The sequence below is a fragment of the Bacillus cereus group sp. MYBK222-1 genome (assembly GCF_051916425.1).
GTDB lineage: Bacteria > Bacillota > Bacilli > Bacillales > Bacillaceae_G > Bacillus_A > Bacillus_A paranthracis.
Map to the genome: position 1 here is coordinate 147,771 of NZ_JBQAGP010000001.1, position 23,030 is coordinate 170,800.

The window sequence follows — 23,030 nt, forward strand, 5'->3', positions numbered from 1 at the left end:
GACTGTTTTTTTTGAAAAGGGGGAAGGAAGATGAAGAGGGTGGGGAAAGAGTTCTTTTTACAACATGATATCGTTATTATGTATAGTATTTTATTTGTTTTTATCATTATTTTAAAAATGCAATTTTTCACATGGATCGGTTTGTTAGCTTGTTTGTTTGGTATTATTTTTTATACGCTAAACGAATATATGACACACCGTTTTTTATTTCACTTAAAACCACCTAAAAACGTATTTTTATTAAAAATGCTAAGAAGATTACATTATGACCATCACGTCTATCCAGATGATTTAAAACTGTTATTTTTACCTGTATGGTTTAGTATACCGAGTTTTACTATATATTTACTTATATCATATGCTATAACAAAAAGTGTTACTATTGCACTTTCGTTCGGAATTGGAATGATTATTATGCTTCTCGTTTATGAATGGAAACATTATATTGCACATAAGCCAATTCGTCCTGTTACTAAGTTTGGAAGATGGCTAAAAAAACAGCACATATTACACCATTATAAAAATGAAAAGTTTTGGTTTGGTGTTTCAAATCCAGTATTCGATTTCATATTTGGAACGCTTAAAGATGGAAAAGACGTTGAATTAAGCGAAACAGCTCGTAATTTAGAAAAGGAAAAAAAGAAAAAAGTAGTGCGTTAAGCACTGCTTTTGTTTTAATGAGGAAAAAATAAGTAAGGTGTCACTTTATTTTGAAAAAGTATATTAAAAACTTAGGGGAAAATGCCGAAAAATGTCTATCGAAAAATCTTTGCAGGAATGTATGGATTGTCTAAAATGAAAATAAGTTTCTGAATATTTACAAAATTTAGTCTTTAGGTATACAAGGGGGAATTGCATTTCTAGTAAGAGAGGGGATAAGAGAATGAAAAGAGATGATACGTCAGCACGTAAGTTACAAAATGAGGTGAATTATACAGAGGTTGTTCAGTCAGAAGAATTTCAATTGTTATTAAATAAGAAAAAGAAGTTTATCGTTCCAATGAGTATTTTCTTTTTAAGTTTTTTTATTGCGTTACCTATTTTAACATCGTATTCAAAGGTACTCAATACACCGGCATTTGGTGATGTTACGTGGGCGTGGGTATTTGCTTTTGCACAATTTATTATGACTTGGGCTTTATGTATGATTTATAGCAAAAAGGCGGAATCCTTTGATGAAATCTCGCAAAAAATTCTACAAAATATGCAAAAAGGGAGGGGCTGACTTTGAATACGACGGCATTTGCACTATTTTTAATTATTGTCCTTGGTACGCTCGTCATAACCTATTTTGCATCGAAAAAAACGAAAAATGCGAGTGAGTTTTATACAGCTGGAGGGGGATTAACTGGTTGGCAAAATGGTCTGGCCATTGCGGGAGATTATATGTCTGCTGCGTCTTTTCTTGGTATAGCTGGAGCGATCGCATTAACTGGGTTTGATGGTTTCTTTTATAGTATCGGCTTTTTAGTTGCTTATTTAGTTGTTCTATACCTTGTCGCAGAACCGCTAAGGAATTTAGGGAAGTACACGTTAGCGGATATGATTGCGGCGCGTTTTGACGCGAAAAAAGTTCGCGGAGTTGCAGCGCTTAATACGATGACGATTTCAATTTTTTATATGATTGCACAATTAGTTGGGGCGGGTGCACTTATTAAGTTATTATTAGGGATCGAATATACAACATCCGTTTTAATTGTTGGTACATTAATGACAGTGTACGTTATTTTTGGCGGAATGACCGCGACGAGCTGGGTGCAAATTGTTAAGGCTGTATTACTTATGGCTGGTACATTTATTATTTCTGTTATCGTTTTCGCAAAATTTAATTTTAGTGTGACGGAAATGTTTGCTCAAATGAAAACAGCAACTCCATTAAAAGATTCGTTTTTAAATCCAGGAGTAAAGTATAAAGATGGTCTTGATACACTATCTTTAAATTTAGGACTAGTCCTTGGTACAGCAGGGTTACCACATATTCTTGTTCGCTTTTTTACAGTACGTGATGCAAAAACGGCACGTCAATCTGTCGTATACGCTACGTGGTTAATTGGCGCATTTTATATTATGACAATTTTCTTAGGATTTGGGGCAGCGGCGTTTGTAGGGAATGAGGCGATTATGAAAGCAAACCCTGCTGGTAATATGGCAGCACCTTTATTAGCTAAAGCGTTAGGTGGAGATTTCTTATTTGCTTTCGTATCAGCCATTGCCTTTGCAACGATTTTAGCTGTAGTGGCAGGCCTTGTATTAACGGCAGCATCAGCATTTGCGCATGATTTTTATAATGAAATTATCCGCAAGGGGAAATCAACGGAAAAAGAGCAAGTATCCATGGCTCGTTATGCGTCTATTGGAGTAGCTGTATTATCTATTATACTAGCGTTATTTGCTCAAACATTGAATGTAGCATTTTTAGTTTCGTTAGCATTTGCAGTTGCAGCGAGTGCAAATCTACCGGTTATATTATTCACAATATATTGGAAGCGCTTCAATACGACAGGTGCCATCTCTGGTATGATTGTTGGTCTTGTATCAGCCATTGTTCTTGTGGCGTTAAGCCCCAATGTATGGAACCCTGTAGCCGGAAAAGCTATATTTGTTGGGGAAGCGATATTCCCATATACGACACCTGGAATTATTTCGATTCCGCTCGGATTTCTTGCAGCATATTTAGGAACTGTTTTATCTAGTAAGAAAGAAGATACGGCGAAATTTGATGAAATTCTTGTGAAATCTAATACTGGTCATGGTATTAGTGACGCGTCTTCGCATTAAAAAAGAGGGGCTTTTCGATATAAAAGAAAAGCCCCTTTTTCTTTTGTCATTTTCTTGTAAATAATACTGCTTTGTAAGTAGGATTTGTCTTAATTTTGTGGAATGAAAATAAGCAGGGAGAAATTTAAATCATCATGGCACCAGCGCAGCTTTTGTGAAAAATAAGTTGTTATGGAAGGTGGAAGAAATGATGAAAACGAAACAGACTGATGAATTATTAGCAAAAGATGAGCAATATGTTTGGCACGGAATGCGTCCCTTTAGTCCAAATAGTACAATGGTAGGGGCAAAAGCAGAAGGGTGCTGGGTTGAAGATATACAGGGGAAAAGATATTTAGATGGTATGAGTGGCCTTTGGTGTGTAAATAGCGGGTATGGAAGAAAAGAGCTTGCAGAGGCGGCCTATAAGCAATTACAAACATTATCATACTTTCCGATGTCACAATCACATGAACCGGCTATAAAGCTTGCAGAAAAATTAAATGAATGGCTTGGAGGAGAGTATGTTATTTTCTTCTCTAATAGTGGTTCGGAAGCAAACGAAACAGCTTTTAAAATAGCAAGACAATACTATGCGCAAAAAGGTGAACCACATCGTTATAAATTTATGTCACGTTACCGCGGTTATCATGGGAATACAATGGCAACGATGGCAGCGACAGGGCAAGCGCAGCGTAGATATCAATATGAGCCATTTGCTTCAGGATTTTTACATGTAACGCCGCCAGATTGTTATCGTATGCCTGGAATAGAAAGAGAGAACATTTATGATGTGGAATGTGTAAAAGAAGTAGATCGGGTCATGACATGGGAACTAAGTGAAACGATTGCCGCTTTTATTATGGAACCAATTATTACGGGCGGAGGCATTTTAATGCCGCCACAAGACTATATGAAAGCTGTTCATGAAACGTGTCAAAAACACGGTGCCTTGCTTATTAGCGATGAAGTAATTTGCGGTTTTGGACGTACAGGAAAGGCATTTGGATTTATGAATTATGATGTGAAACCAGATATTATTACAATGGCAAAAGGGATTACGAGTGCATATTTACCATTATCAGCAACAGCTGTGAAAAAAGAAATATATGAAGCATTTAAAGGAAAGGGAGAATATGAATTCTTCCGCCACATTAATACATTTGGTGGGAACCCTGCAGCTTGTGCATTAGCACTTAAAAACTTAGAGATTATGGAAAATGAAAATTTAATTGAGCGATCTGCACAACTGGGTTCTCTTTTATTAGAGCAATTAAAAGAAGAAATTGGGGAGCATCCACTTGTTGGGAATATTAGAGGAAAAGGTCTACTAGTTGGAATTGAACTAGTAAATGATAAAGAGACGAAAGAGCCAATTGATAACGACAAAATTGCAAGTGTGGTAAATGCTTGTAAAGAAAAAGGGTTAATTATAGGACGAAACGGTATGACAACAGCAGGATATAATAACGTTTTAACGCTAGCACCACCGCTTATTATTTCAAGTGAAGAGATTGCTTTCGTTGTGGGAACGTTGAAGACAGCAATGGAACGTATTTAATGAATCGAGCGAGCTGTAATATACAGCTCGCTTTTGTTTATTATGTGAAATATGATAAATTTTCAAAGGGAGGGGAATTTCGTGACAAAATATGATCTTAGTCAACATTATCACATCGGATATTATGAAGATGGATATGATTTGGAAGTGACAGCGTACAAAAGAATACATGAACCAGTTTGGGATGCTTATATTCCGCACTATGAGGTAGACGATTTTTATAAGAAAGTGGAGGAAATGAAGCTAGGTGAATATATAGATGATTATGGCATTATGGTGTATTCATTTCGTAATGATATTGATGATGATGAAGCGCGAATTATTTTTGAAAAATGGTTAAAAAAGAACGGGCTTGTTTAAAGATAAAACAAAAAAAGGAGATTGCTATCTTATAAGACAGCAATCTCCTTTTTTCATATGAAACTTATTTACTTGCTTTCATTGCTTTATCTTTTGCACCAAAAGTGTATTTTAACATTGGTGGTGTAATCATTGTAGTTAAAATAACGACAATAACGATAGCTGTAAAGTAATCTTGTGCTAGTAGACCTGAAGAAAGTCCTGTTCCTGCGATGATAAGTGCAACTTCACCACGAGAAACCATTCCAGAACCGATAATTGCAGAAGACTTAGCATCAAATCCAGTCATTCGTGCACCTAAGCCACAACCGATTAGTTTCGTTAATACAGCGATTACTGTTAATGCTAGGATGAACCAAATTTGATCGCCAATACCGTCAAATGTAATATTCATACCGATACTTACGAAGAATACTGGAACGAACATAGCGTAAGCGATTGGCTCTACTTTCTTTTCTACTTCATGTTTGTAGTTCGTTTGAGAAATAGCGATACCAGCTGCGAAAGCACCGATAATACCAGCAATTCCTAATAGTTCGCCGAAATATGCGAATGAGAAACAGATGATAAGAGCCGCGCTCACGATAGACTCAGATACGCGTAGCGGTGATAACCAGCGCATAATCGCAGGAACACCTTTCCATCCGATTAAAATAATAGAAGCGAAGAATACAACTTTCTTCAAGATAATCATTGTTAAGTTAACATCGTCTGTACCTAGGAAACTCATTGCAAATGCTAATAAAATAACGACAAGAATGTCATCAAATACAGCTGCGCCCAGCATAGTTGTACTTTCACGTGTTTTCATCTTTCCTAAATCACGAAGTGTTTGTACGGAAATACTAACACTTGTCGCACATAGAAGTAATCCTAAAAATACAGCATTTCCTTGTTCCATTCCCATAATAAGACCAGAAACGTAACCACCTACGAATGGAAGAATGATACCTCCAAGTGCAACAGCTAAAGAAGAATTACGATTTGCGTTTAATTCCTCTAAGTCTGTTTCAAGTCCTGCCATAAACATTAAAAGAATAACACCAACATTACTTAATTGTGTTAGAAGTTCTGAGTTTTCAATCCAACCTAATACAGCTGGACCGATAACGATACCGACAATTAATTTACCGAGTACAGAAGGTTGGCCTAATCTAACACTAAGATCACCAGCAAGCTTTGTACTTAATAAAATAAGTGCAATTTGAAAGAAAAATTCGAATTCCATCGGATCCTCTCCTTATCATTTTTATTTTTATCATACGATTTCTCGGAATTTGCCTAATGAAAATATGTAAAACCCATTAAACAAAGGGTCTGATTACAAGTTCTTTTGAACTTGTAATTTGAACCTGTAATTAATATATAATATATTTTGCAAAAAATCAATGAAAAAATGGGAGCTTTTTTAGAGAGAGACGGTGTTATTAGGGATATACATATAAGATTAGCGTGTGGATTTTATATGTATGAAATAGTATGAAGTCCTTTTTTATTACAAATAATAAAGCCTAAATGCTATTTCACGAATTATAAATGTGAAAGGGAGGACTTATCATTTGAAGTCATTAAAAAATAACTTGTCTATCGTTGCTTTAGGTGGAGTAAATGAAATAGGGAAAAATATGTACGCTATTCAATATGAAAATGATATTGTCGTTATTGATTGTGGATCTAAATTTCCAGATGAAAGTTTATTAGGAATTGATTTAATAATTCCAGACATCACATACTTACAAGAAAATAAAGAAAAAATTCGCGGGTTAGTCGTGACGCACGGACATGAAGACCATATTGGCGGAATACCATATTTTTTAAAACAACTAAACGTACCAATTTATGCGACGAAGTTAACGTTAGGGTTAATTGAAATTAAATTAAAAGAGCATAATCTTCAAAATGATACAGAATTAATCGTCATTCACGCAGAATCAGAAATTGATCTCGGTTCTATTAAGACGACATTTTTTAAAACGAATCATAGTATTCCAGATTGTCTCGGTATTGTGTTTCATACTCGAGAAGGTAATGTAGTACATACTGGGGATTTTAAATTTGATTTAACACCAGTAAATAACCAACATCCTGATATTCATAAAATGGCTAAAATAGGTAGTGAAGGTGTACTAGCTTTACTATCGGAAAGTACAAATGCAGAACGACCAGGTTTTACTCCATCAGAGAGATCGGTAGGAGAACGGATAGAGGAAATATTTATGAAAGCAAATAGAAAAGTAATTATTTCTACATTTGCTTCTAATGTGAATCGTGTTCAGCAAATAGTTGAAGCTTGTATAAAAACAAATCGAAAACTGGCTTTGCTCGGCAGAAGTATGGTAAATGTAGTAGAAGTTGCTCTAGAGAAAGGGTATCTAAATATTCCAGATGGTATGCTAATTGAAGCAAATGAGGTAAATCATTTAGATTCAAAGCAGGTCGCAATACTTTGTACAGGAAGTCAAGGAGAACCAATGGCAGCTTTAGCGCGTTTAGCTAGTGGAAACTATAGGCAAGTAGATGTTTTACCAGAAGATACAGTTATTATAGCTGCGACTCCTATTCCAGGAAATGAACGTAATGTTTCGCGAATTATCGATAACTTATTTGCATTAGGGGCAAGAGTGATTTACGGATCAGGCAGTTCTACTGGAGTCCATGTATCTGGCCATGCATATCAAGAAGAATTAAAGTTAATGCTCACATTAATGAAGCCAAAATATTTTATCCCAATTCATGGAGAGTTTAGAATGCTACATCACCATAGTTTGTTAGCAGAATCAATTGGTGTTGAAAAAGAGAATATCTTTATCGTTCGTAATGGAGATGTTGTAGATATAAGTAATGAAGTGGCCGTTCAATCGAGAAAAATACAAGCAGGAAATATATATGTAGATGGATTAGGAATTGGTGATGTTGGAAATGCATTATTACGTGATCGAAAACAACTTTCAGAAGATGGAATGCTCGTTATAGTTATTACTTTTAATAAAGTGGATGGAGAAATAATTTCAGGTCCTGATATTATTTCTCGTGGATTCGTCTATGTTCGTGATTCAGAAGAGTTTTTGAAGGAATTAAATAAATTAGCTGTTATTACAATTAATAATTTGAAGAAAGAGAAAGTGAATAGTTGGGGTATTTTGAAAAGAGAAGTAAGAGAAGCTTTAGGGAAGTATATATATACGAATACGAAAAGAAAACCGATGATCCTTCCTATAATAATAGAGGTTTAAGAGTTAATAAAAAGAATTCTCGTAGGAGAATTCTTTTTTGTTTTGAAGACAGAATGAACATATAATGAAATAAATAGAAATGGAAGGAAATAAAAGATGTTATTAAATAAACGCTTTACAATTGGAGAAATGGCAAAAATGCATAATATAGCGGAATCTACTTTACGCTATTATGATGAGAAGGGAATTTTTCATCCGTCCACTGTGGACCCGCAAACAAATTATCGTTATTATACAATCGATCAATTTTCACTATTAGATACGATTAAGTTTTTACGCCAATTAAACATTCCATTAAAGGAAATTAAGAAATATATTGATGAAAGAAATCCAGCATATGCACTCAATTTACTGGAAAAACAACAAGAGATGATGTTGAAAAAACAAAGAGAAATTGAGTATGCTTTGGCGAAAATGGAGCATAGAATTCATTTAATTAAGGAAGCAACAAAAGCAAAAGCTGAACAAGTGGTAATAAAAGAGATCCCGCAGCGAAAAATAACAGCTATTGCGGTTGCCCCGGATACGACGGATGATATGTTTGAGTACTACATTCATTCGTTGCAAAAAAATATGAGGCAAATGGATGATAGCTTATTTTCTGGAGATATCGGTGTAACAGTCGCGAAAAAAGGATTCATGCAAAATGAGTTTCAAGCATATAGCAGTGTTTTTATTCTTTTGGATTACATGCCTTTCCAAATACAGAGTTCAGATGAGATTAAGGAAGGTTTATATGCTTGTTCTTATCATCATGGACCGTATGAAGAAACAGATGCAACGTATAAGGAATTACTTGCATACATTGATCAAGAAGGATATGAAGTAAGTGGAGATGCGATTGAGATTGGATTAATCGATTGGTCTGTAACAGAAAATCCAGAGGAGCAAGTAACAGAAATTCAAATTCCAATCATGAAAAAATAAAGCAATAAGTTGTAGCACTCGTATCATTACAAATTGGCATGAAACACGATAAGTAAGTTACCTATTTTTCAAATTCTCTATTGACCTTCAAGTTACTTGAAGGTTTAAACTGAGAAAAGAGAGTTGAAAAAAAGGAGCAAAATAGTATGGAAGCAACAGAAAAATTAAGAGAAAAACCGATAAAAAGTTTATTTATTTCTTATTTAATACCAGCCGTTCTTGGAATGGTATTAATGTCAGTGAATATTGTAATTGACGCTGTCATGATTAGTAGAGGAGTTGGAGCAAACGGTTTAGCAGGAGTAAACGTGGCTATTCCAGCGTTTTCAATTTTCTTCTCTATTTCATTATGGATTGGAATGGGCGGGGCAACGTTATATTCCATTGCATTAGGTGAAAATAAAATTGAAAGAGCAAGGTCTATTTTTACTCAATCCATGACGGTAGCAGTCATTATCGTAGGCGTTTTAGCGGCGATTTGCTTATGGAGAATAGAAGACTTAGCATACTTATTCGGTGCAAACGAAGTGATTTTACCGTATGCGTTAGACTATTTACACGTATTATTAACATTTGGAATGATATACGTTTTAGAAAATATTTTAAGTACATTTATACGAAATGATGGAAATCCTAATTTAGCAATGGCAGGTTTAGTTGTAACAGCTGTATTAAATATAGTGTTTGACTATATCTTTATTTTCATCTTTAAATGGGGCGTAACAGGAGCGGCTTCAGCAACTATTCTTTCGGCAGCGATTGGTTTCCTTGTATTATTAACGCATTTCTTTAGAAAAAGTAGTATTTTAAAATGGACGAAATTCCATTTTGAATGGGATACAGTTAAACAAATTATGATAATAGGTTTTCCAAGTTTTACAGCCGAAAGTACAGTAGCAATTGTAACGATTGGTTTTAATATTGCATTCGTTCAATATGCAGGAGAAGTAGGAGTAGCTTCCTATGCGATGGTAAACAGCATTCATGCGATGACATTACTATTATTCTTCGGTGTAGGTGCTGCATTGCAACCAATTGCTAGTTTCCATTACGGTGCAAATTTATCAGAAAGATTACGTGAAGGATTACAGTTTGCTGTGAAAATTGCAGTTGTACTTGGAGGCGTTGCAATAATTGTCGGATTATTCTTTGGGAAATATATTATTGGTCTATTTGATGTCCAATCTCCAGAGTTGTTGGAGTTAACATTAACGGGTATTAGCCTGTTCTTTATCCAATACGTATTTTTAGGCTATAACATTGTATATGGAGAGTACTTCCAATCAGTGCGACAAACGACAAAATCAGTACTTATTATAATGAGCCGAGGGTTACTATTTATTATTCCATTATTATGGATTATGCCGAAATTATTTGGGATAAACGGAATTTGGCTCGTTATGCCAGTAGCGGAAGTATTGACAGCGATTATCGTATTTACGATGAATCGTATGAAACATCCTGTTCCATTAAATATGGCGGGAAAGAAAGAAGCGATATAATGAAGAAAATCCCCTTAAGAAATGAAGGGGATTTTCTATTTTTTTAAACTAATAGCAAAAGATCCATCTGTTTCTTGAACAGACGCAAAGGCAACGTTTTTAATGTTTGTAATTCCTTTTTCTTTTAATTCTTTATATAACCACTTTTCGTCCTTATGAATTAACTTTAAGTTATCGTATTGAATTTGTGAATCGACGATAAGGGCAATTGGTAATCCAGCATACTTAACATCTATATTCAAATCTTTCGGAGTTAATGGTACAAGTTCACGCTTTGGTAAAATGCTAATGGCTCCATTCGCTTCTAAAATAGCGTATTCAATTTCATGAACACTCGGGTATCCTGCAACGCGAAGATTAGAAAGTAATTCAGCAATGGGATACCTACTTTTTTGTAAGTTCTCAAAAATAATATCACCATGTTTAATTAAAATAATCGGGTGCCCGAGAATAAAACGATTTAGTTTGTTGAATAGGCTTAATTTTGTAAGGATTAAATGTAAACATGTAATTACAACCATACCGAGAAAAGCTTGCAAAGCACCAGAGACTGGTATGGCTTGAAAAGCTAAATAAGATAAAAAGATAATCGCACCAAAATCATGAGGAGTTAGTTGTGCTAAAGCTGATTTACCGAGCATCTTAAGTGATAGTAAAAATAAAATAAAAAAGAACGATACGTTACATAAAAAGAGAAGCAATAGAGACACTCCTTCGTGCAAAGTTGTACTTACTGTTCCCGAAAGAAATATAAATATTACTTTCTAGAGGATAAATTAGGGTGATTTGGAATTTGTCTGTATACAAACAAATAAATGGATATTATCATGAAAGAAGCAAAGAACATAGGAGTATATAGATATGAGAAAGAAAAAAATAATGAAGTATATGATAGGAATTATAATGGTTTGCGCCGTTTATGTGGGATTTTTACAATATAACATTTATAAGCATGGGCACATGAATGCGACCTATGAAGCTGATTATATCATTGTATTAGGCTCGAAAGTAAACGGAACGAAACCATCGTACTCATTGCAATATCGTATTGATAAAGCAGCTGAGTATTTGAAAGCACATGAGAAAGCAATTGCTATTGTGTCTGGAGGAAAAGGAAAAGGGGAAGATATTTCAGAAGCATTAGCAATGAAAAATGGATTAATGAAACTAAAAATTGCAGAAGATCGCATTATCATGGAAGATAGGTCAACGAGTACAGATGAAAATATTAAATTCTCAAAACCTTTAATTCCGGACAATATGAAAAAAGGAATGATCGTAACAAACGATTTCCACATGTTTAGAGCGAAAAAAATAGCAGCTAAGCAAGGTTTACAATTAGAAGGTCTTCCGGCCGAAACACCGAAGCGAATTGTCATTCCATCGAATATACGTGAATATTTAGCCATTACGCAATATTGGTTTATGAATCGAATATAGTGGAAGTGATTCCGCCTAGCATTCTAGGCGGGATTTTTTGAGGGGAATCTTACAAATATGTCATCTTAATGAAAGGTAAAGCGATAGTTTCTAGAATGGATTCCTGACATAATGAAGATAACAAAAACTATTTAGAGGTGAATCGGATGAAAGGAAATAATATATTATCTTCACTATGTTACTTTAGTATCTTTTTTGCCCCATTTTTATTACCAATTATCGTGTACTTCGTTGCAGAGGATGAAGTGAAATATCACGCGAAAAAAGCATTTTGGTCACATATTTTCCCGTACGCAATTTTATTCGGAGGGATAGCGATATCAGGAATATACGGTTTAGGATTCAATCAATCTGATGGTGCTGGAATTGGGATCATGATCACATATGCAGTATTCATTCTTGTAGGGATTTATTACTTCATTTGGAATATCGTAAAAGGTGTTAAAGTGTTGAAAACAGCGTAATAAGATAAGGAATAATTCGGAGTGAGTTTGTCGTTATTTGTCGGTAAGTCGATATTCTTTGTCGAATCGACGATATATTTGAAAAATCGTCGATATAGTGCAGGGAATCGTTGATATATTGAAAAAATCGACGATATAATTTCATTTACCGTATTAATAGATTTTTTAAAAAGAGCAATTCAAAAAGAATTGCTCTTTTTGTGCTTATAAGTTGTGAATATTGGAAAAGATATGTTAATTTTTCATTAGGAAGAGAAAAAGGAGTGATTTTCATGAATGAGATGATACATAAAATGGAGCAACACGTTTCAGTTCGTAAATATAAAGAAGAACCTATTCCGAAAGATGTAGTAGAAAGAATGGTGCAAGCTGCGCAGCATGCTGCTTCCTCGCATTTTGTACAGGCTTACTCTGTTATATATATAACCGATCAAGACTTAAAGGCGAAACTAGCAGAGTTATCCGGAAATCGTCATGTGAAAGATTGCGCAGCATTCTTTGTTTGTTGTGCAGATTTAAAACGACTTGAAATGGCATGTGAAAAACATGGTACAGAGATAAAGCATGAAGGAGTGGAAGACTTTATCGTAGCAACGGTAGATGCTTCACTCTTTGCGCAAAACTTAGCGTTAGCAGCAGAATCGTTAGGATACGGTATTTGTTATATTGGTGGTATTCGTAATAATCCGGGAGAAGTGAGCGAATTGCTTCATTTACCAGATAAAGTATATCCTGTATTCGGAATGACAGTCGGTGTACCAGATGAAGATCACGGAGTGAAACCACGTTTACCGATAGCAGCTATCCTTCATGAAAATGGATATGATGAAAAGAAATATGATGAATTATTAAACGAATACGATGAAACGATGAGCGCGTATTATAAAGAAAGATCATCAAATCAAAAAAATGTAACATGGACGGAATCGATGAGTTCATTTATGTCTAAAGAAAAAAGAATGCATATGAAAGAGTTTTTAAGTGAAAAAGGATTTAATAAGAAGTGAGTAAAAAGGCAGACCTGAAGCGAAGGAGAACTTGCAATATTTTAAAAACGTAACAGAGACTTGTGATGAAACGTTAGCATAAGTGAATAATTTAATTGTTAATACCTAAGTTCAGAATGTAGATACTACTTTCTGAACTTAGGTATTTTGTTTGTTATCATATACATAGAAATAAAAATTAATAATTTTTTACAAAAGTGATAGAAAATGAGAATGAAATGCCAATAGTAAGTAAAGGCAGCTGCTAAAGGGGAATTGAGGAAGGAAGATGCTTATGATTTTCGATTCTGAAGTGGATTTAATTATAGCTATGAAAAAACGCGATCAAGATGCTTTGAAAGAAGTGATTGATCAATATGGAAAATTAATTTTGTACATTATTCATAAATCGTTAAGTACCCCTATTGAAAAACAATATGTGGATGATTGTTATAACGATGTATTTACTGTTATTTGGTTTCATATCGACCATTTTGATACAGAAAAGGGCAACTTAAAATCTTGGATGATTGGTATTACTAAACTAAAGGCGTTGGAATATAAAAAGAAAGTATATAAAGAGAATAAAATTGATAAAGACGTAGAGATAGATACAGGTGTCCATGATAGGTATGACATAGAACAAGAAGAAGAGATTATGGAAATAGTTCAAGATTTAAATAAGAAAGATCGATATATCTTTTTAAAGAGGTATATTGATGGGTATTCCATTGATGACATTGCAAAAGAATTAAAAGTAACGGCGGATTATATATACAATCGAATTTCTCGTGGGAAGAAAAAAATTCAAAAACTATGGAAAGGGAGTGTGTAATATGGATAAAAGATTATTATCTATGTTAAATGAGCTCCAATATTCAGAGGAAGAGATTACACGTTTGGAGAAAGAAGCGGATGAGACTATAAATGTAGATAAGTATTATGTGAAAAACGGAGAATTATTGAAGAAATTAACGGTGCAAATGTTGGAAGAATCAGTTCGGAAAGAGTTACAAGAAGGAGAAGAAATTGAATGTGAAATATTAGTGGAAGAGGGGAGCCTTGTGAATTCTAAAGTTATCCCAAGTATAATAACTGCAGGTGCTACTTTTTATTATTACATTGTTTTAACAAATACAAGATTACGAATTAAATCGTTAGATTGTTATTTCAAAAAAATAAATGAGTACAATGTGTTAATCAACTCAATTCAAGCAGTTTCGCGACATAAAAAAATGAAGAATGTATATGGAATTACTATAGATAATAACTATATACAATTAGGAAGTACCGAGCATGAGCAAGAACTGAAAACTGTAATTGAGAAGCTAAAACAACGCGGGGTGAAAGAAGAGAGATATAAAGAGTTTGAAAAAAGTTGGCTGATTTTTTTCAATGTGTTTGTAATAGCGATGGGTGGGCTTCTAGTTTTAAAATATTTAATTTGAAAATAAAAAGCGGCATAATAGCCGCTTTTTATTGTTATCACGTTTAAAAATATTGAAAACTTATCTGCCGTTATGACACATACTAAAGCACCTTTTATAACAAATGCAAACTTTCAATAAGAAGATATATACCTGTACAACTCAAAAGAATATACGTAAATATTTTAAAAACTCGTTGATTAAGCCATTTGAAAATAATTTGACCTATATACAAACCTAGAAATACGATTGGAATAGCGTAAAAACTTGATTCCCAAATTGTCTTGTTTGTGCCAGTAAAGAGTATTTGCGTTAGTAGGCTAATGAAATATATAAATAGATAAAAAGCTAAAGTAGTTGCTCTCAGCTTCTCTTTTTTTGTATCAGTTCCTGTAAAGTACAGTAACAGGGGTGGTCCTGGCATACCGATACTTGTCGTTAAAAGACCGGATAATCCGCCAACTATGAAATCTCTAGATTTTGTTGATTGAATCTTAAAGTTACAGATTAGCATCAAAGTTAATAGTAAGAGTAGGATGCTAATTGCTAATTTAAATGTGTTGATGTTAATAGAAGTGAAAATGATAATACCAAAAGGAACACCAACTATACTGCCGAAAATTAATCTTTTCAGTAGAATACAATCAATGTCCATTCTTATTTTCCAAATGAGTGATATAGAAATAATGAATGATAAAATGATATTTATTTGTATAGCTTCTTGTGGTAGAAATAACATGAGTAAGAAAGGTGTTGCCATAATAGAAAAGCCAAAACCGGTACTTGTTTGTAAAATAGAAGCTACTAATATAATACAAATGAACATGAATATAGTATTCAAAAAAGCCCCCCCACATAATCAAATTTCATTAATATTTTAACATAAAGTAAAACTTTAATCAGTGGAGGCTTACTGGCCTTTCATACGGGGAAAAAAGCGGCAAAGTAGCCGCTTTATATGTTGCAATTAATATTCCAATGATGATCCTGTAGCCTTAAAATATTTTTCTCGTGAAGGCGTCATTACTCGGATTGCTAATAAACAGGAAAGGAAAAGGATGAGTAACGAGCTACTTATTACAGTCATTTGAACGGAAAGAAATTGTGCGGATGCTCCAATTGCTAAAATGAAAAAGATTTGGATAAAACTTTTTATGGAATCAAATACGCTATCGATACGTCCTATCATATGAACCGGGATGTTATTTTGATAAAATGTAAAAAAGCCAGTACCAGCAAATGATGAAGAAATGCCAAGTAAAATGAAACCGCCTGCCGCGACGATAAATGAATTTGAAAAGGCGAAAATTACATAGCCTATTGCTGTGAAAATTGTCCCTAATCCGATACAATATTGAATTGGTAAACGTTTGGCAAAGAGAGAGACAAGAAATGAACCGGAAACGTAAGCAGCGCCAGTTATACTAACAAGCATACTGTATTCTATATCGGTTAAAAACAGTACTTGTCTTGTAAAAACAACTTCTTGTGAATCAAGTGCCATAGCGACAAGCATAGTCGCTTGAAATAAAACGAATATGAGAATAATGTACGTTTCAGTTCGAGCGAATGAAAAAACTTGTTTCCAATCACTTCGTAATGTTTGTACGAAAGTATTTGCAACTTCTTCGCTTTGCTTTGTTTGTAACGTAATATTAGGTAAGAAATAAATGAGAATAGTAGAAAGTAGAAAGGAAAGTGAGTTGCAGTAAATTACAAAGGATGCTGAGTGCGTGGTGAGAAGTATTCCAGCAAGAGCTGGACCGATAATAAAAGCCCCGCTTGTACAAAAGCTACTCCAAGCGTTGAATTGAGCGCGTTCTTCAGCACGTATAAGCATTGTTTTATAAGAAAATGAAGCTGGATCGAAAAATGATGTAGCGATACGAGTTAAAAAGATAAAAATATAAATGGCCCAAATAGAATCAAATAGTGGAACGCAGCCAATGAGAACTGCTCGAATGATATCTGTGATAAGCATAATGGACCGTTTGTTTAATCGATCTACTATGCTACCAGACCAAATTTTTGTAACAACGGTCGCAATTGGACCGACAATCCATAATCCTGCTACAGCAGCAGGAGAGTTTGTGCTATGTAACACCATTACGTTTAAGGCGATGAGATACATAAAATCACCTAAACGAGAAATTCCTGTTCCCGACAATAATAATAATTTATTTTTCATGAGCAGCTGAACCTTTCTTTCATTGTTTTTTTATCCTGCAGGAAATAGCGTATTCCTCTTCAGAGTTAGATTGACGAGCGGTTTTGTTTTCCCAGCGTAATAAAACTTGTGTAACCTCCCAAGTAAGCTGTTGTAATTCCTCTGGAGTTAAAAATAAATGAGAAACAATATGACTACCTGTATTCGTTCCCTCTGTGCCGCTTTCTTCAATATAGAAATGAGCAGATTTTGCCTTGTAATATTTTTCAATAATCCCTCGTTTTTCCTTCGTGTCTACTAATTCAAGTAACCCTCCATCATATAAAATTTGAACGTGATAATGTACGCTACCAGTAGATTTGTTTAGTTTAGTAGCTACTTGTTTTGCAGTGAGTGCTTCGTCTTTTAAAAGGTGAAGAATTTGAATACGAGTTGCGTTGGAAATGAGCTTCTGCTGTTCAGCTGAAATAGTAAGTCTATCGTCAAACATTATGGCATCCCCTTTCTTATAATCTAAATTTATTGTACATTCTAAAAAATTAGAACGTAAGGAAAATAAATCGTCTTTTTCCTTTATATTTCGACATAAATAAAAATAGCATGTACATAAACATGCTATTAAGCAATAGTAGATTCTTCATTAAGTTTCCCGCGATAATACAAGAACAGCCATATAAAACTAACAAAAATACAACATGTAGCTAGAAAACTACCAATTATTTGAGGAGAAAGGATTTCTAATAACCATCCTGTCATGAGCATAGATAACTGTATAAGTGAGCTATAAATAGAGTAATGAAAGGAGAAAACTTTACCAATCATATTTTCGTGCGTGTAAGTTTGAAGTAATGTCGTATCAAGTGGAACGATGATTCCTCCTGCTATGCGCATACAGAGTAATGTAATGATACCGAAAATAAGTTGATCGGATAGAATGAATCCAAGAAAGAAAAAGCCTTGTAGGAAGTAGGCCCAACCAAATGCTTTTTTCATTTTTTCTTTATTGCTGGATATGTAAAGATTAACGAGAAGGCTTCCTATCATAAGCCCAGCCCCTTGAACCGTATATAAAATCCCAATGTTCGTGTGGAAAATTTTTTCGGCATAGATTGTTAGAAGTAGCTGATAAGCACCTCCAATAAGCCCCCATGAAATGCCTACAAGAATTAATATTAAAATGATTTTTGTTTGTAATATGTATGTGTAACCATCTTTTATATCAGTAAAAAATGCTTTTTTCTTCTTACAAGTATCATAAGAGGGAACACTCATATTATAAATAAAATAGGCTGAAATAAAGTATGATAGGCTATTTACTAAAAAAGCGAACTCAATATGTAAAGATTGTGCAATTATCCCGCCTACAGAAGCACCCATAATAGACATAAAACCATTCATTGTACTAGAAAGAGAGTTAGCAGTTACGAAATGATTTTGATGTACGATGTTTTTTAAGGTTGCTTGTTTAGCCGGCTCAAATAAACAAGAAAGTACGGATAAACATATATTAGAAATGAAAATAATCTCAATTTTATATAGTGCGAATAAGTAAGTGAGGACGATTATGCCTCGTAAAATATCGGTAAAAATCATAATATTCTTTTTAGAAAAACGATCTACAACTCCGCCTATGAAAGGACTAAGCAGAAGCTGAGGTAAACCTTTACTTATAAAGGTGAGTGCGATCATAAATGGAGATTCCGTTATGCTATAGACGAACGTTAATAAAGCTACAGTATGAAACCAATCTCCAAGCACACTTAATGTTTGCCCATAAAATAGTTTTTTGAAGTTATTATTTGTTTTAAGAAGCGCGGAATAAGAAACTGACATAAAAAGATTAATCCTTATGTAATGATGATGCTTGAACTTGTTTTTTCCACTCACTTAAATACACTTTCTCCTCTGTAGGGAGTCCAACAGGTAATTGTGCAATCAATTCTAAACTATTTCCGTCAGGATCGTTAAAGTATACGGCGGCATGCGCTAACTCTGGAAAAACAATTGGTTCAATTGGCTCCATTCCAAAATCTTTTCGTGCTGAAATGCCTTTTTGGTTTAGCCAATGTATTGCATGTTCTAAATCATGTAAGCTTACTTGAAAGGCGATGTGTCGTAAAGAGGGATGATAATTTACTTTGTATTCTGTACCTTCCCAAAGACCGAGCCAACTTTCATTTTCCTTAATCCAAAAGAAAGCAATATCGTCTCCTCTTTTATATAATTTTAGTCCTAGCGATTCGTAAAAAGGTATAGACACTTCTAAGTTACGGACAGGTAAATGTGCTTCGTAAAGACCTTTAATCATTGTAATCCTCCTAAGTAAAAATGTTTCTTATTTCATAGTAAACGTTTTTTTATGAGTTGAAATCACAAAAAAGAGGGACATAACTTCATACGAAAGTATGAAAAAAACAGCTCAAATATGAGCTGTTTTCTTATAGTTTTTCGTTCATTTGTTAAGGATAGGATATATTAGTATCCGTATCCGCCGCCACCCCAACAGCTACATCCGATGATGATTAGAAGGATGAATAGTACGATAAGCAAAGCAAATCCACCGCCGAAACCAGCGCAACTTCCACCATAGCTCATATGTTTTCCTCCTTTTGAGTAAGTTAATCTATATAATTCATGGACTACTGTATACAGTATGTTTTTTTTGTGGAAAAGGAGCCAGTCTCTTTTGTAATTAGACAAACGCCTGTGTGGTCATTTTAAGTGTATATTGAGTTTGATGTATGAATGAATCGTTATATATTTTGCGATTTGTTCATAAAAAAATATAAAAATTGTAAAAAAAACCATTTTTATATTTTTTTATGAGAGGATTTGTACTATAATTTTACAAGTAATATTATGGGAAAAGGGAGTTTTAGTGAAGAGATGGAGATGGGACAACTACAAAATAAAATAGAAACTAAAAAGAAAGAGCTAATTCAACTTGTTGCTAGACATGGATTGGATCATGATAAAGTTTTGTTATTTAGCCGAGATTTAGATATACTTATTAATAAGTTTATGAATGTGAAAGATAAAGTACATAAGTAAATAATTTGTAGTTTTTTATATTAAGATATTCAACAAAGAGGAGAGAGATATATTTGGAACATTTACAAGAAGAGCTATATAAACAAATAAAAGAAGAAAAAGGTATTGTTACAATTTTTTTAAAGAGTGGCGTTAGAATAGTAGGAGAAGTTGTTGCAATAGACAAATTTACCGTTTTAATGTTAGTTGATGGAAAACAACAACTTATTTACAAGCAGGCTGTATCAACAATAATGAAATAAGACACTCGTACTGAGTGTCTTATTTCATTATTGCTTGCAGGCTTCAACGTCAATGCCGGCAGCTAATAATTTTTTTTCACCATCTTGCTCAATGATTTTTTGTAATTTAGATAGGAAAGAATCAAAGTTTGTATGCTTTGCTACTTGGAATGTCATTTTATGCTCAATTGGCAGCCACGTATCAATATCAGCTTCGTTATGCTGAATTTTTACCTCAAGCTTATCAAGTGCGTTAGCAACTTTTGCTTCGTACGTTTCTTTCGCTTCAAACTCCATCCATAAATCATATAATTCCTCGCCGAGAGAACCTTTTAATGTTCGTTTAATATTTGAAATTGCTTCTTGTTCATTTATTTGTTTTTGTAATTGTAATTCATGACTATTCATTGTATCAAAAGCAGGAATATCACCAGCTTCTGCTTCGACTAGATCGTGAATAATAACCATTTTAAGTAATTTTTCAATATTTACTTTCTGATCTAAATAAGGTTCAACTAAAATGGCCATTAGAGACATGCGCCACGTATGTTCAGCAACACTTTCTTGACGTCCGTTAGAAAGCCAGCTATGTCGCATTTCATATTTTAGTTTTTCTGCTAGTGCAATGACTTGTAAAATGTTATGTTCCATCGTGATCCTCCTCGTATTTCCATACTATAATTCTAATATGGAAATGAAATGTGTCAATTTTATGAGTATATTGCGATAAATAGATGATAAGCGTATAATAAGCATTATATATGAAAACGCATTATTAAAATAAAAAAATGTTTTATAAAAATGAAAAGGAAAGGGCAGGAATATGGGAGACGAAAATCAAGGATTTGCTAGACCAGAAAGAAAAAAAAGGAAGTTTGACATTTCTAGCCCATTTGGCATTTTAGTAGGTTTTGCCATAGTGATAGCGGCAATTATGCTTGGTGGAGGCGGAATAAAAGCTTTTAAAAACTTTTTAGATGTTTCATCTATTTTAATTGTCATAGGGGGAACAACTGCGACAATTGTTGTGGCATATCGATTTGGAGAAATAAAAAAATATACGAAAAGTATTTTTACTGTTTTACATAGAAAAGAAGAAGATTTAGAACAGTTAACGGATTTGTTTGTTGATTTTTCAAAAAAATCTAAAAAACACGGTTTACTTTCTTTAGAGGTTGATGGAGAGCAGGTGGACAATCCTTTTATTCAAAAAGGAATTCGATTAATGTTAAGTGGTTACGATGAAGATGAATTAAAAGAAGTGTTAATGAAAGATGTTGAAACGGAAGTGTATGAATTAAGAAAAGGGGCAGTATTATTAGATAAAATTGGCGATTTCGCTCCGGCTTGGGGTATGATAGGGACTTTAATTGGTCTTATCATTATGCTTCAAAATTTGCAAGACACATCGCAAATTGGTACAGGGATGGCAGTTGCGATGTTAACGACATTGTATGGATCAGTACTTGCAAATATGATTGCAATCCCTCTTGCTGAAAAAGTGTATCGTGGTATTGAAGATTTATATACAGAGAAGAAGTTTGTTATTGAAGCCATTTCAGAATTGTATCGTGGACAAATTCCGTCTAAATTAAAGTTAAAACTCGATACGTATGTATACGAAACAAAGATAAAAAAAGTAAAACGAGCAGCCTAATATTGCAAGGAGTGGTATGGTGATGATAAAACGACCGCAAAAGGGATCGCCTCGTTGGATGACGACTTTTACAGATTTAACGATGTTATTATTAACTTTCTTTGTATTACTAGTTGCTACTTCAAAGCAGGATGCAGTAAAATTGTCAAAGATGCTTGAAAAGTTTAGTGATACGGAGCAAGTTGATGCAAAAGTAATGGAAAATACTATACCAGATATTTCACATGAAAAAAATGATGAAAAAATGGTCTCAAAAAAGCGAATGGACGACTTGTACAAAAAGTTAAAAGCATATGTAGATAATAACGGTATTAGTCAAGTGAATGTATATCGAGAAGATACAGGGGTAAGCGTTGTTATAGTAGATAATTTAATATTTGATACAGGTGATGCGAACGTTAAGCCTGAAGCAAAAGAAATTATTAGCAAATTAGTCGGATTTTTTCAATCCGTACCAAACTCAATTGTTGTGGAGGGGCATACAGATAGTAGACCGATCCATAATGAAAAGTTCCCTTCTAATTGGGAATTATCTTCAGCACGAGCAGCTAATATGATCCACCATTTAATTGAAGTGTATAATGTGGAGGATAAAAGGTTAGCTGCGGTAGGATATGCAGACACAAAGCCAGTTGTACCGAATGATTCACCGCAAAATTGGGAGAAAAATCGTCGCGTTGTCATTTACATTAAAGAATAGTATTTTAGTATTTTAGTAATAAAATACTAAAATGAAGAAATTCTTTTAAAAAAATATTAAATTTTATCGTTTTATTTTGTATAATGAGTGAGAATGATAAGGTGAAATATTAAGATATATTTATACATAGAAGGAGAGAATCAAAAAGAATGGCACATAAAATTTTAGTTGTAGATGATGCGATGTTCATGCGAACAATGATTAAAAACTTATTAAAAAGTAATTCTGAATTTGAAGTAATCGGAGAAGCGGAAAATGGAGTGGAGGCAATTCAAAAATATAAAGAACTTCAACCTGATATTGTAACATTAGATATTACTATGCCAGAAATGGACGGACTTGAAGCATTAAAAGAAATTATGAAAATTGATTCAAGTGCAAAGGTTGTTATTTGTTCAGCAATGGGACAACAAGGTATGGTATTAGATGCAATTAAGGGCGGGGCAAAAGACTTTATTGTAAAGCCATTCCAAGCAGATCGCGTAATCGAAGCTTTAACAAAAGTAGCAAATAGCTAATATAAAAGGGGTGCCACAAGGAATCAAAACAGTGATAACGGATAGATGTGTGGCCCCTT

General features: G+C 33.9%; 27 protein-coding genes. 18 read left to right on the forward strand and 9 right to left on the reverse strand.

The annotated features are described in order from the left end of the window. Positions 1-30: 30 nt before the first annotated feature. The 5 genes from ACTFR9_RS00760 to ACTFR9_RS00780 all read left to right on the forward strand — a co-directional run bounded on the left by ACTFR9_RS00760 (position 31) and on the right by ACTFR9_RS00780 (position 4,678). Entirely contained in the window at positions 31-660 is a 630-nt protein-coding gene (locus tag ACTFR9_RS00760; protein ID WP_000832150.1) for a sterol desaturase family protein, read from the forward strand. A gap of 223 nt (positions 661-883) precedes the next feature. Next, complete coding sequence (locus ACTFR9_RS00765) at positions 884-1,225, forward strand: DUF485 domain-containing protein (protein WP_000817360.1); 342 nt, start codon at positions 884-886, stop codon at positions 1,223-1,225. Between the two features lie 2 nt (positions 1,226-1,227). Then, the gene (locus tag ACTFR9_RS00770) at positions 1,228-2,778 is read left to right on the forward strand and encodes a solute symporter family protein (protein ID WP_227492976.1); all 1,551 of its coding nucleotides are present in this window, start codon (positions 1,228-1,230) and stop codon (positions 2,776-2,778) included. Between the two features lie 190 nt (positions 2,779-2,968). Continuing rightward, the gene (locus tag ACTFR9_RS00775; RefSeq protein ID WP_440048932.1) at positions 2,969-4,318 is read left to right on the forward strand and encodes an aspartate aminotransferase family protein; all 1,350 of its coding nucleotides are present in this window, start codon (positions 2,969-2,971) and stop codon (positions 4,316-4,318) included. An 81-nt stretch (positions 4,319-4,399) separates the two neighbouring features. Beyond that, the gene (locus ACTFR9_RS00780) at positions 4,400-4,678 is read left to right on the forward strand and encodes a DUF3986 family protein (RefSeq protein ID WP_073536417.1); all 279 of its coding nucleotides are present in this window, start codon (positions 4,400-4,402) and stop codon (positions 4,676-4,678) included. Between the two features lie 64 nt (positions 4,679-4,742). Here the strand turns inward: ACTFR9_RS00780 and ACTFR9_RS00785 are convergent, their stop codons facing one another. Beyond that, positions 4,743-5,906 (reverse strand): cation:proton antiporter, encoded by a 1,164-nt coding sequence (locus ACTFR9_RS00785; protein WP_000393887.1) that lies wholly within the window; start codon positions 5,904-5,906, stop codon positions 4,743-4,745. A gap of 331 nt (positions 5,907-6,237) precedes the next feature. Between ACTFR9_RS00785 and ACTFR9_RS00790 the strand changes: the two genes are divergently transcribed. The 3 genes from ACTFR9_RS00790 to ACTFR9_RS00800 all read left to right on the forward strand — a co-directional run bounded on the left by ACTFR9_RS00790 (position 6,238) and on the right by ACTFR9_RS00800 (position 10,340). Continuing rightward, positions 6,238-7,911: a ribonuclease J gene (locus ACTFR9_RS00790; RefSeq protein WP_000838575.1), complete on the forward strand. Its 1,674-nt coding sequence runs from the start codon at positions 6,238-6,240 to the stop codon at positions 7,909-7,911. A gap of 96 nt (positions 7,912-8,007) precedes the next feature. Next, positions 8,008-8,838 (forward strand): MerR family transcriptional regulator, encoded by an 831-nt coding sequence (locus tag ACTFR9_RS00795; RefSeq protein WP_000925954.1) that lies wholly within the window; start codon positions 8,008-8,010, stop codon positions 8,836-8,838. A gap of 146 nt (positions 8,839-8,984) precedes the next feature. After that, a complete protein-coding gene (locus ACTFR9_RS00800; protein WP_000388377.1) occupies positions 8,985-10,340 on the forward strand; it encodes an MATE family efflux transporter in 1,356 nt (451 codons plus the stop codon). 35 nt (positions 10,341-10,375) lie between these two features. Here the strand turns inward: ACTFR9_RS00800 and ACTFR9_RS00805 are convergent, their stop codons facing one another. Continuing rightward, positions 10,376-11,041 (reverse strand): DUF421 domain-containing protein, encoded by a 666-nt coding sequence (locus ACTFR9_RS00805; protein ID WP_000923932.1) that lies wholly within the window; start codon positions 11,039-11,041, stop codon positions 10,376-10,378. 187 nt (positions 11,042-11,228) lie between these two features. On the opposite strand from ACTFR9_RS00805, the gene ACTFR9_RS00810 reads away from it, so the two are divergent. The 5 genes from ACTFR9_RS00810 to ACTFR9_RS00830 all read left to right on the forward strand — a co-directional run bounded on the left by ACTFR9_RS00810 (position 11,229) and on the right by ACTFR9_RS00830 (position 14,678). Continuing rightward, the gene (locus ACTFR9_RS00810; RefSeq protein ID WP_308412080.1) at positions 11,229-11,780 is read left to right on the forward strand and encodes a YdcF family protein; all 552 of its coding nucleotides are present in this window, start codon (positions 11,229-11,231) and stop codon (positions 11,778-11,780) included. A 146-nt stretch (positions 11,781-11,926) separates the two neighbouring features. Then, the gene (locus ACTFR9_RS00815; protein WP_000678037.1) at positions 11,927-12,244 is read left to right on the forward strand and encodes a DUF4870 domain-containing protein; all 318 of its coding nucleotides are present in this window, start codon (positions 11,927-11,929) and stop codon (positions 12,242-12,244) included. A 272-nt stretch (positions 12,245-12,516) separates the two neighbouring features. Beyond that, positions 12,517-13,251, forward strand: a complete 735-nt coding sequence (gene nfsA, locus ACTFR9_RS00820; protein WP_001004520.1) for an oxygen-insensitive NADPH nitroreductase — start codon at positions 12,517-12,519, stop codon at positions 13,249-13,251. 268 nt (positions 13,252-13,519) lie between these two features. Next, entirely contained in the window at positions 13,520-14,065 is a 546-nt protein-coding gene (locus ACTFR9_RS00825) for a sigma-70 family RNA polymerase sigma factor (RefSeq protein ID WP_001997136.1), read from the forward strand. 1 nt (position 14,066) lies between these two features. Beyond that, complete coding sequence (locus tag ACTFR9_RS00830; protein WP_000361347.1) at positions 14,067-14,678, forward strand: flagellar motor switch protein FliG; 612 nt, start codon at positions 14,067-14,069, stop codon at positions 14,676-14,678. A 94-nt stretch (positions 14,679-14,772) separates the two neighbouring features. Here ACTFR9_RS00830 and ACTFR9_RS00835 read toward each other — a convergent pair whose 3' ends face one another. The 6 genes from ACTFR9_RS00835 to ACTFR9_RS00860 all read right to left on the reverse strand — a co-directional run bounded on the left by ACTFR9_RS00835 (position 14,773) and on the right by ACTFR9_RS00860 (position 19,419). Beyond that, positions 14,773-15,498: a sulfite exporter TauE/SafE family protein gene (locus tag ACTFR9_RS00835; protein WP_001092070.1), complete on the reverse strand. Its 726-nt coding sequence runs from the start codon at positions 15,496-15,498 to the stop codon at positions 14,773-14,775. A gap of 126 nt (positions 15,499-15,624) precedes the next feature. After that, a complete protein-coding gene (locus ACTFR9_RS00840) occupies positions 15,625-16,845 on the reverse strand; it encodes an MFS transporter (protein WP_000791692.1) in 1,221 nt (406 codons plus the stop codon). 19 nt (positions 16,846-16,864) lie between these two features. Then, on the reverse strand, positions 16,865-17,314 hold the full coding sequence (locus ACTFR9_RS00845) for an ArsR/SmtB family transcription factor (protein WP_000459093.1): 450 nt from the start codon (positions 17,312-17,314) through the stop codon (positions 16,865-16,867). Positions 17,315-17,442: 128 nt separating this feature from the next. Beyond that, positions 17,443-18,657 (reverse strand): MFS transporter, encoded by a 1,215-nt coding sequence (locus ACTFR9_RS00850; RefSeq protein ID WP_000117046.1) that lies wholly within the window; start codon positions 18,655-18,657, stop codon positions 17,443-17,445. 7 nt (positions 18,658-18,664) lie between these two features. Next, positions 18,665-19,132 carry a VOC family protein gene (locus ACTFR9_RS00855; protein ID WP_000589699.1) on the reverse strand — a complete coding sequence of 156 codons (468 nt, stop codon included), beginning with the start codon at positions 19,130-19,132 and terminating at the stop codon, positions 18,665-18,667. A gap of 167 nt (positions 19,133-19,299) precedes the next feature. Further along, positions 19,300-19,419 (reverse strand): YjcZ family sporulation protein, encoded by a 120-nt coding sequence (locus tag ACTFR9_RS00860; protein ID WP_000120179.1) that lies wholly within the window; start codon positions 19,417-19,419, stop codon positions 19,300-19,302. 237 nt (positions 19,420-19,656) lie between these two features. Here ACTFR9_RS00860 and ACTFR9_RS00865 point away from each other — a divergent pair, with 237 nt between their 5' ends. Together ACTFR9_RS00865 and hfq are read left to right on the forward strand one after the other, a co-directional pair. Continuing rightward, positions 19,657-19,875, forward strand: coding sequence for an aspartyl-phosphate phosphatase Spo0E family protein (locus tag ACTFR9_RS00865; RefSeq protein WP_002091864.1), 219 nt, complete (start codon positions 19,657-19,659; stop codon positions 19,873-19,875). Between the two features lie 53 nt (positions 19,876-19,928). Next, positions 19,929-20,117 carry an RNA chaperone Hfq gene (gene hfq / locus ACTFR9_RS00870; protein ID WP_000400661.1) on the forward strand — a complete coding sequence of 63 codons (189 nt, stop codon included), beginning with the start codon at positions 19,929-19,931 and terminating at the stop codon, positions 20,115-20,117. Between the two features lie 27 nt (positions 20,118-20,144). Here hfq and ACTFR9_RS00875 read toward each other — a convergent pair whose 3' ends face one another. Then, a complete protein-coding gene (locus ACTFR9_RS00875) occupies positions 20,145-20,747 on the reverse strand; it encodes an HD domain-containing protein (protein WP_000400760.1) in 603 nt (200 codons plus the stop codon). A gap of 172 nt (positions 20,748-20,919) precedes the next feature. Here ACTFR9_RS00875 and ACTFR9_RS00880 point away from each other — a divergent pair, with 172 nt between their 5' ends. From ACTFR9_RS00880 to ACTFR9_RS00890, 3 genes are all read left to right on the forward strand, one after another. Further along, positions 20,920-21,753 carry a flagellar motor protein MotP gene (locus tag ACTFR9_RS00880; protein WP_000502135.1) on the forward strand — a complete coding sequence of 278 codons (834 nt, stop codon included), beginning with the start codon at positions 20,920-20,922 and terminating at the stop codon, positions 21,751-21,753. 22 nt (positions 21,754-21,775) lie between these two features. Continuing rightward, positions 21,776-22,453 (forward strand): OmpA family protein, encoded by a 678-nt coding sequence (locus tag ACTFR9_RS00885; RefSeq protein WP_000596046.1) that lies wholly within the window; start codon positions 21,776-21,778, stop codon positions 22,451-22,453. Between the two features lie 149 nt (positions 22,454-22,602). After that, positions 22,603-22,971, forward strand: coding sequence for a response regulator (locus tag ACTFR9_RS00890; protein WP_000940577.1), 369 nt, complete (start codon positions 22,603-22,605; stop codon positions 22,969-22,971). The last annotated feature ends 59 nt before the right edge of the window (positions 22,972-23,030 follow it).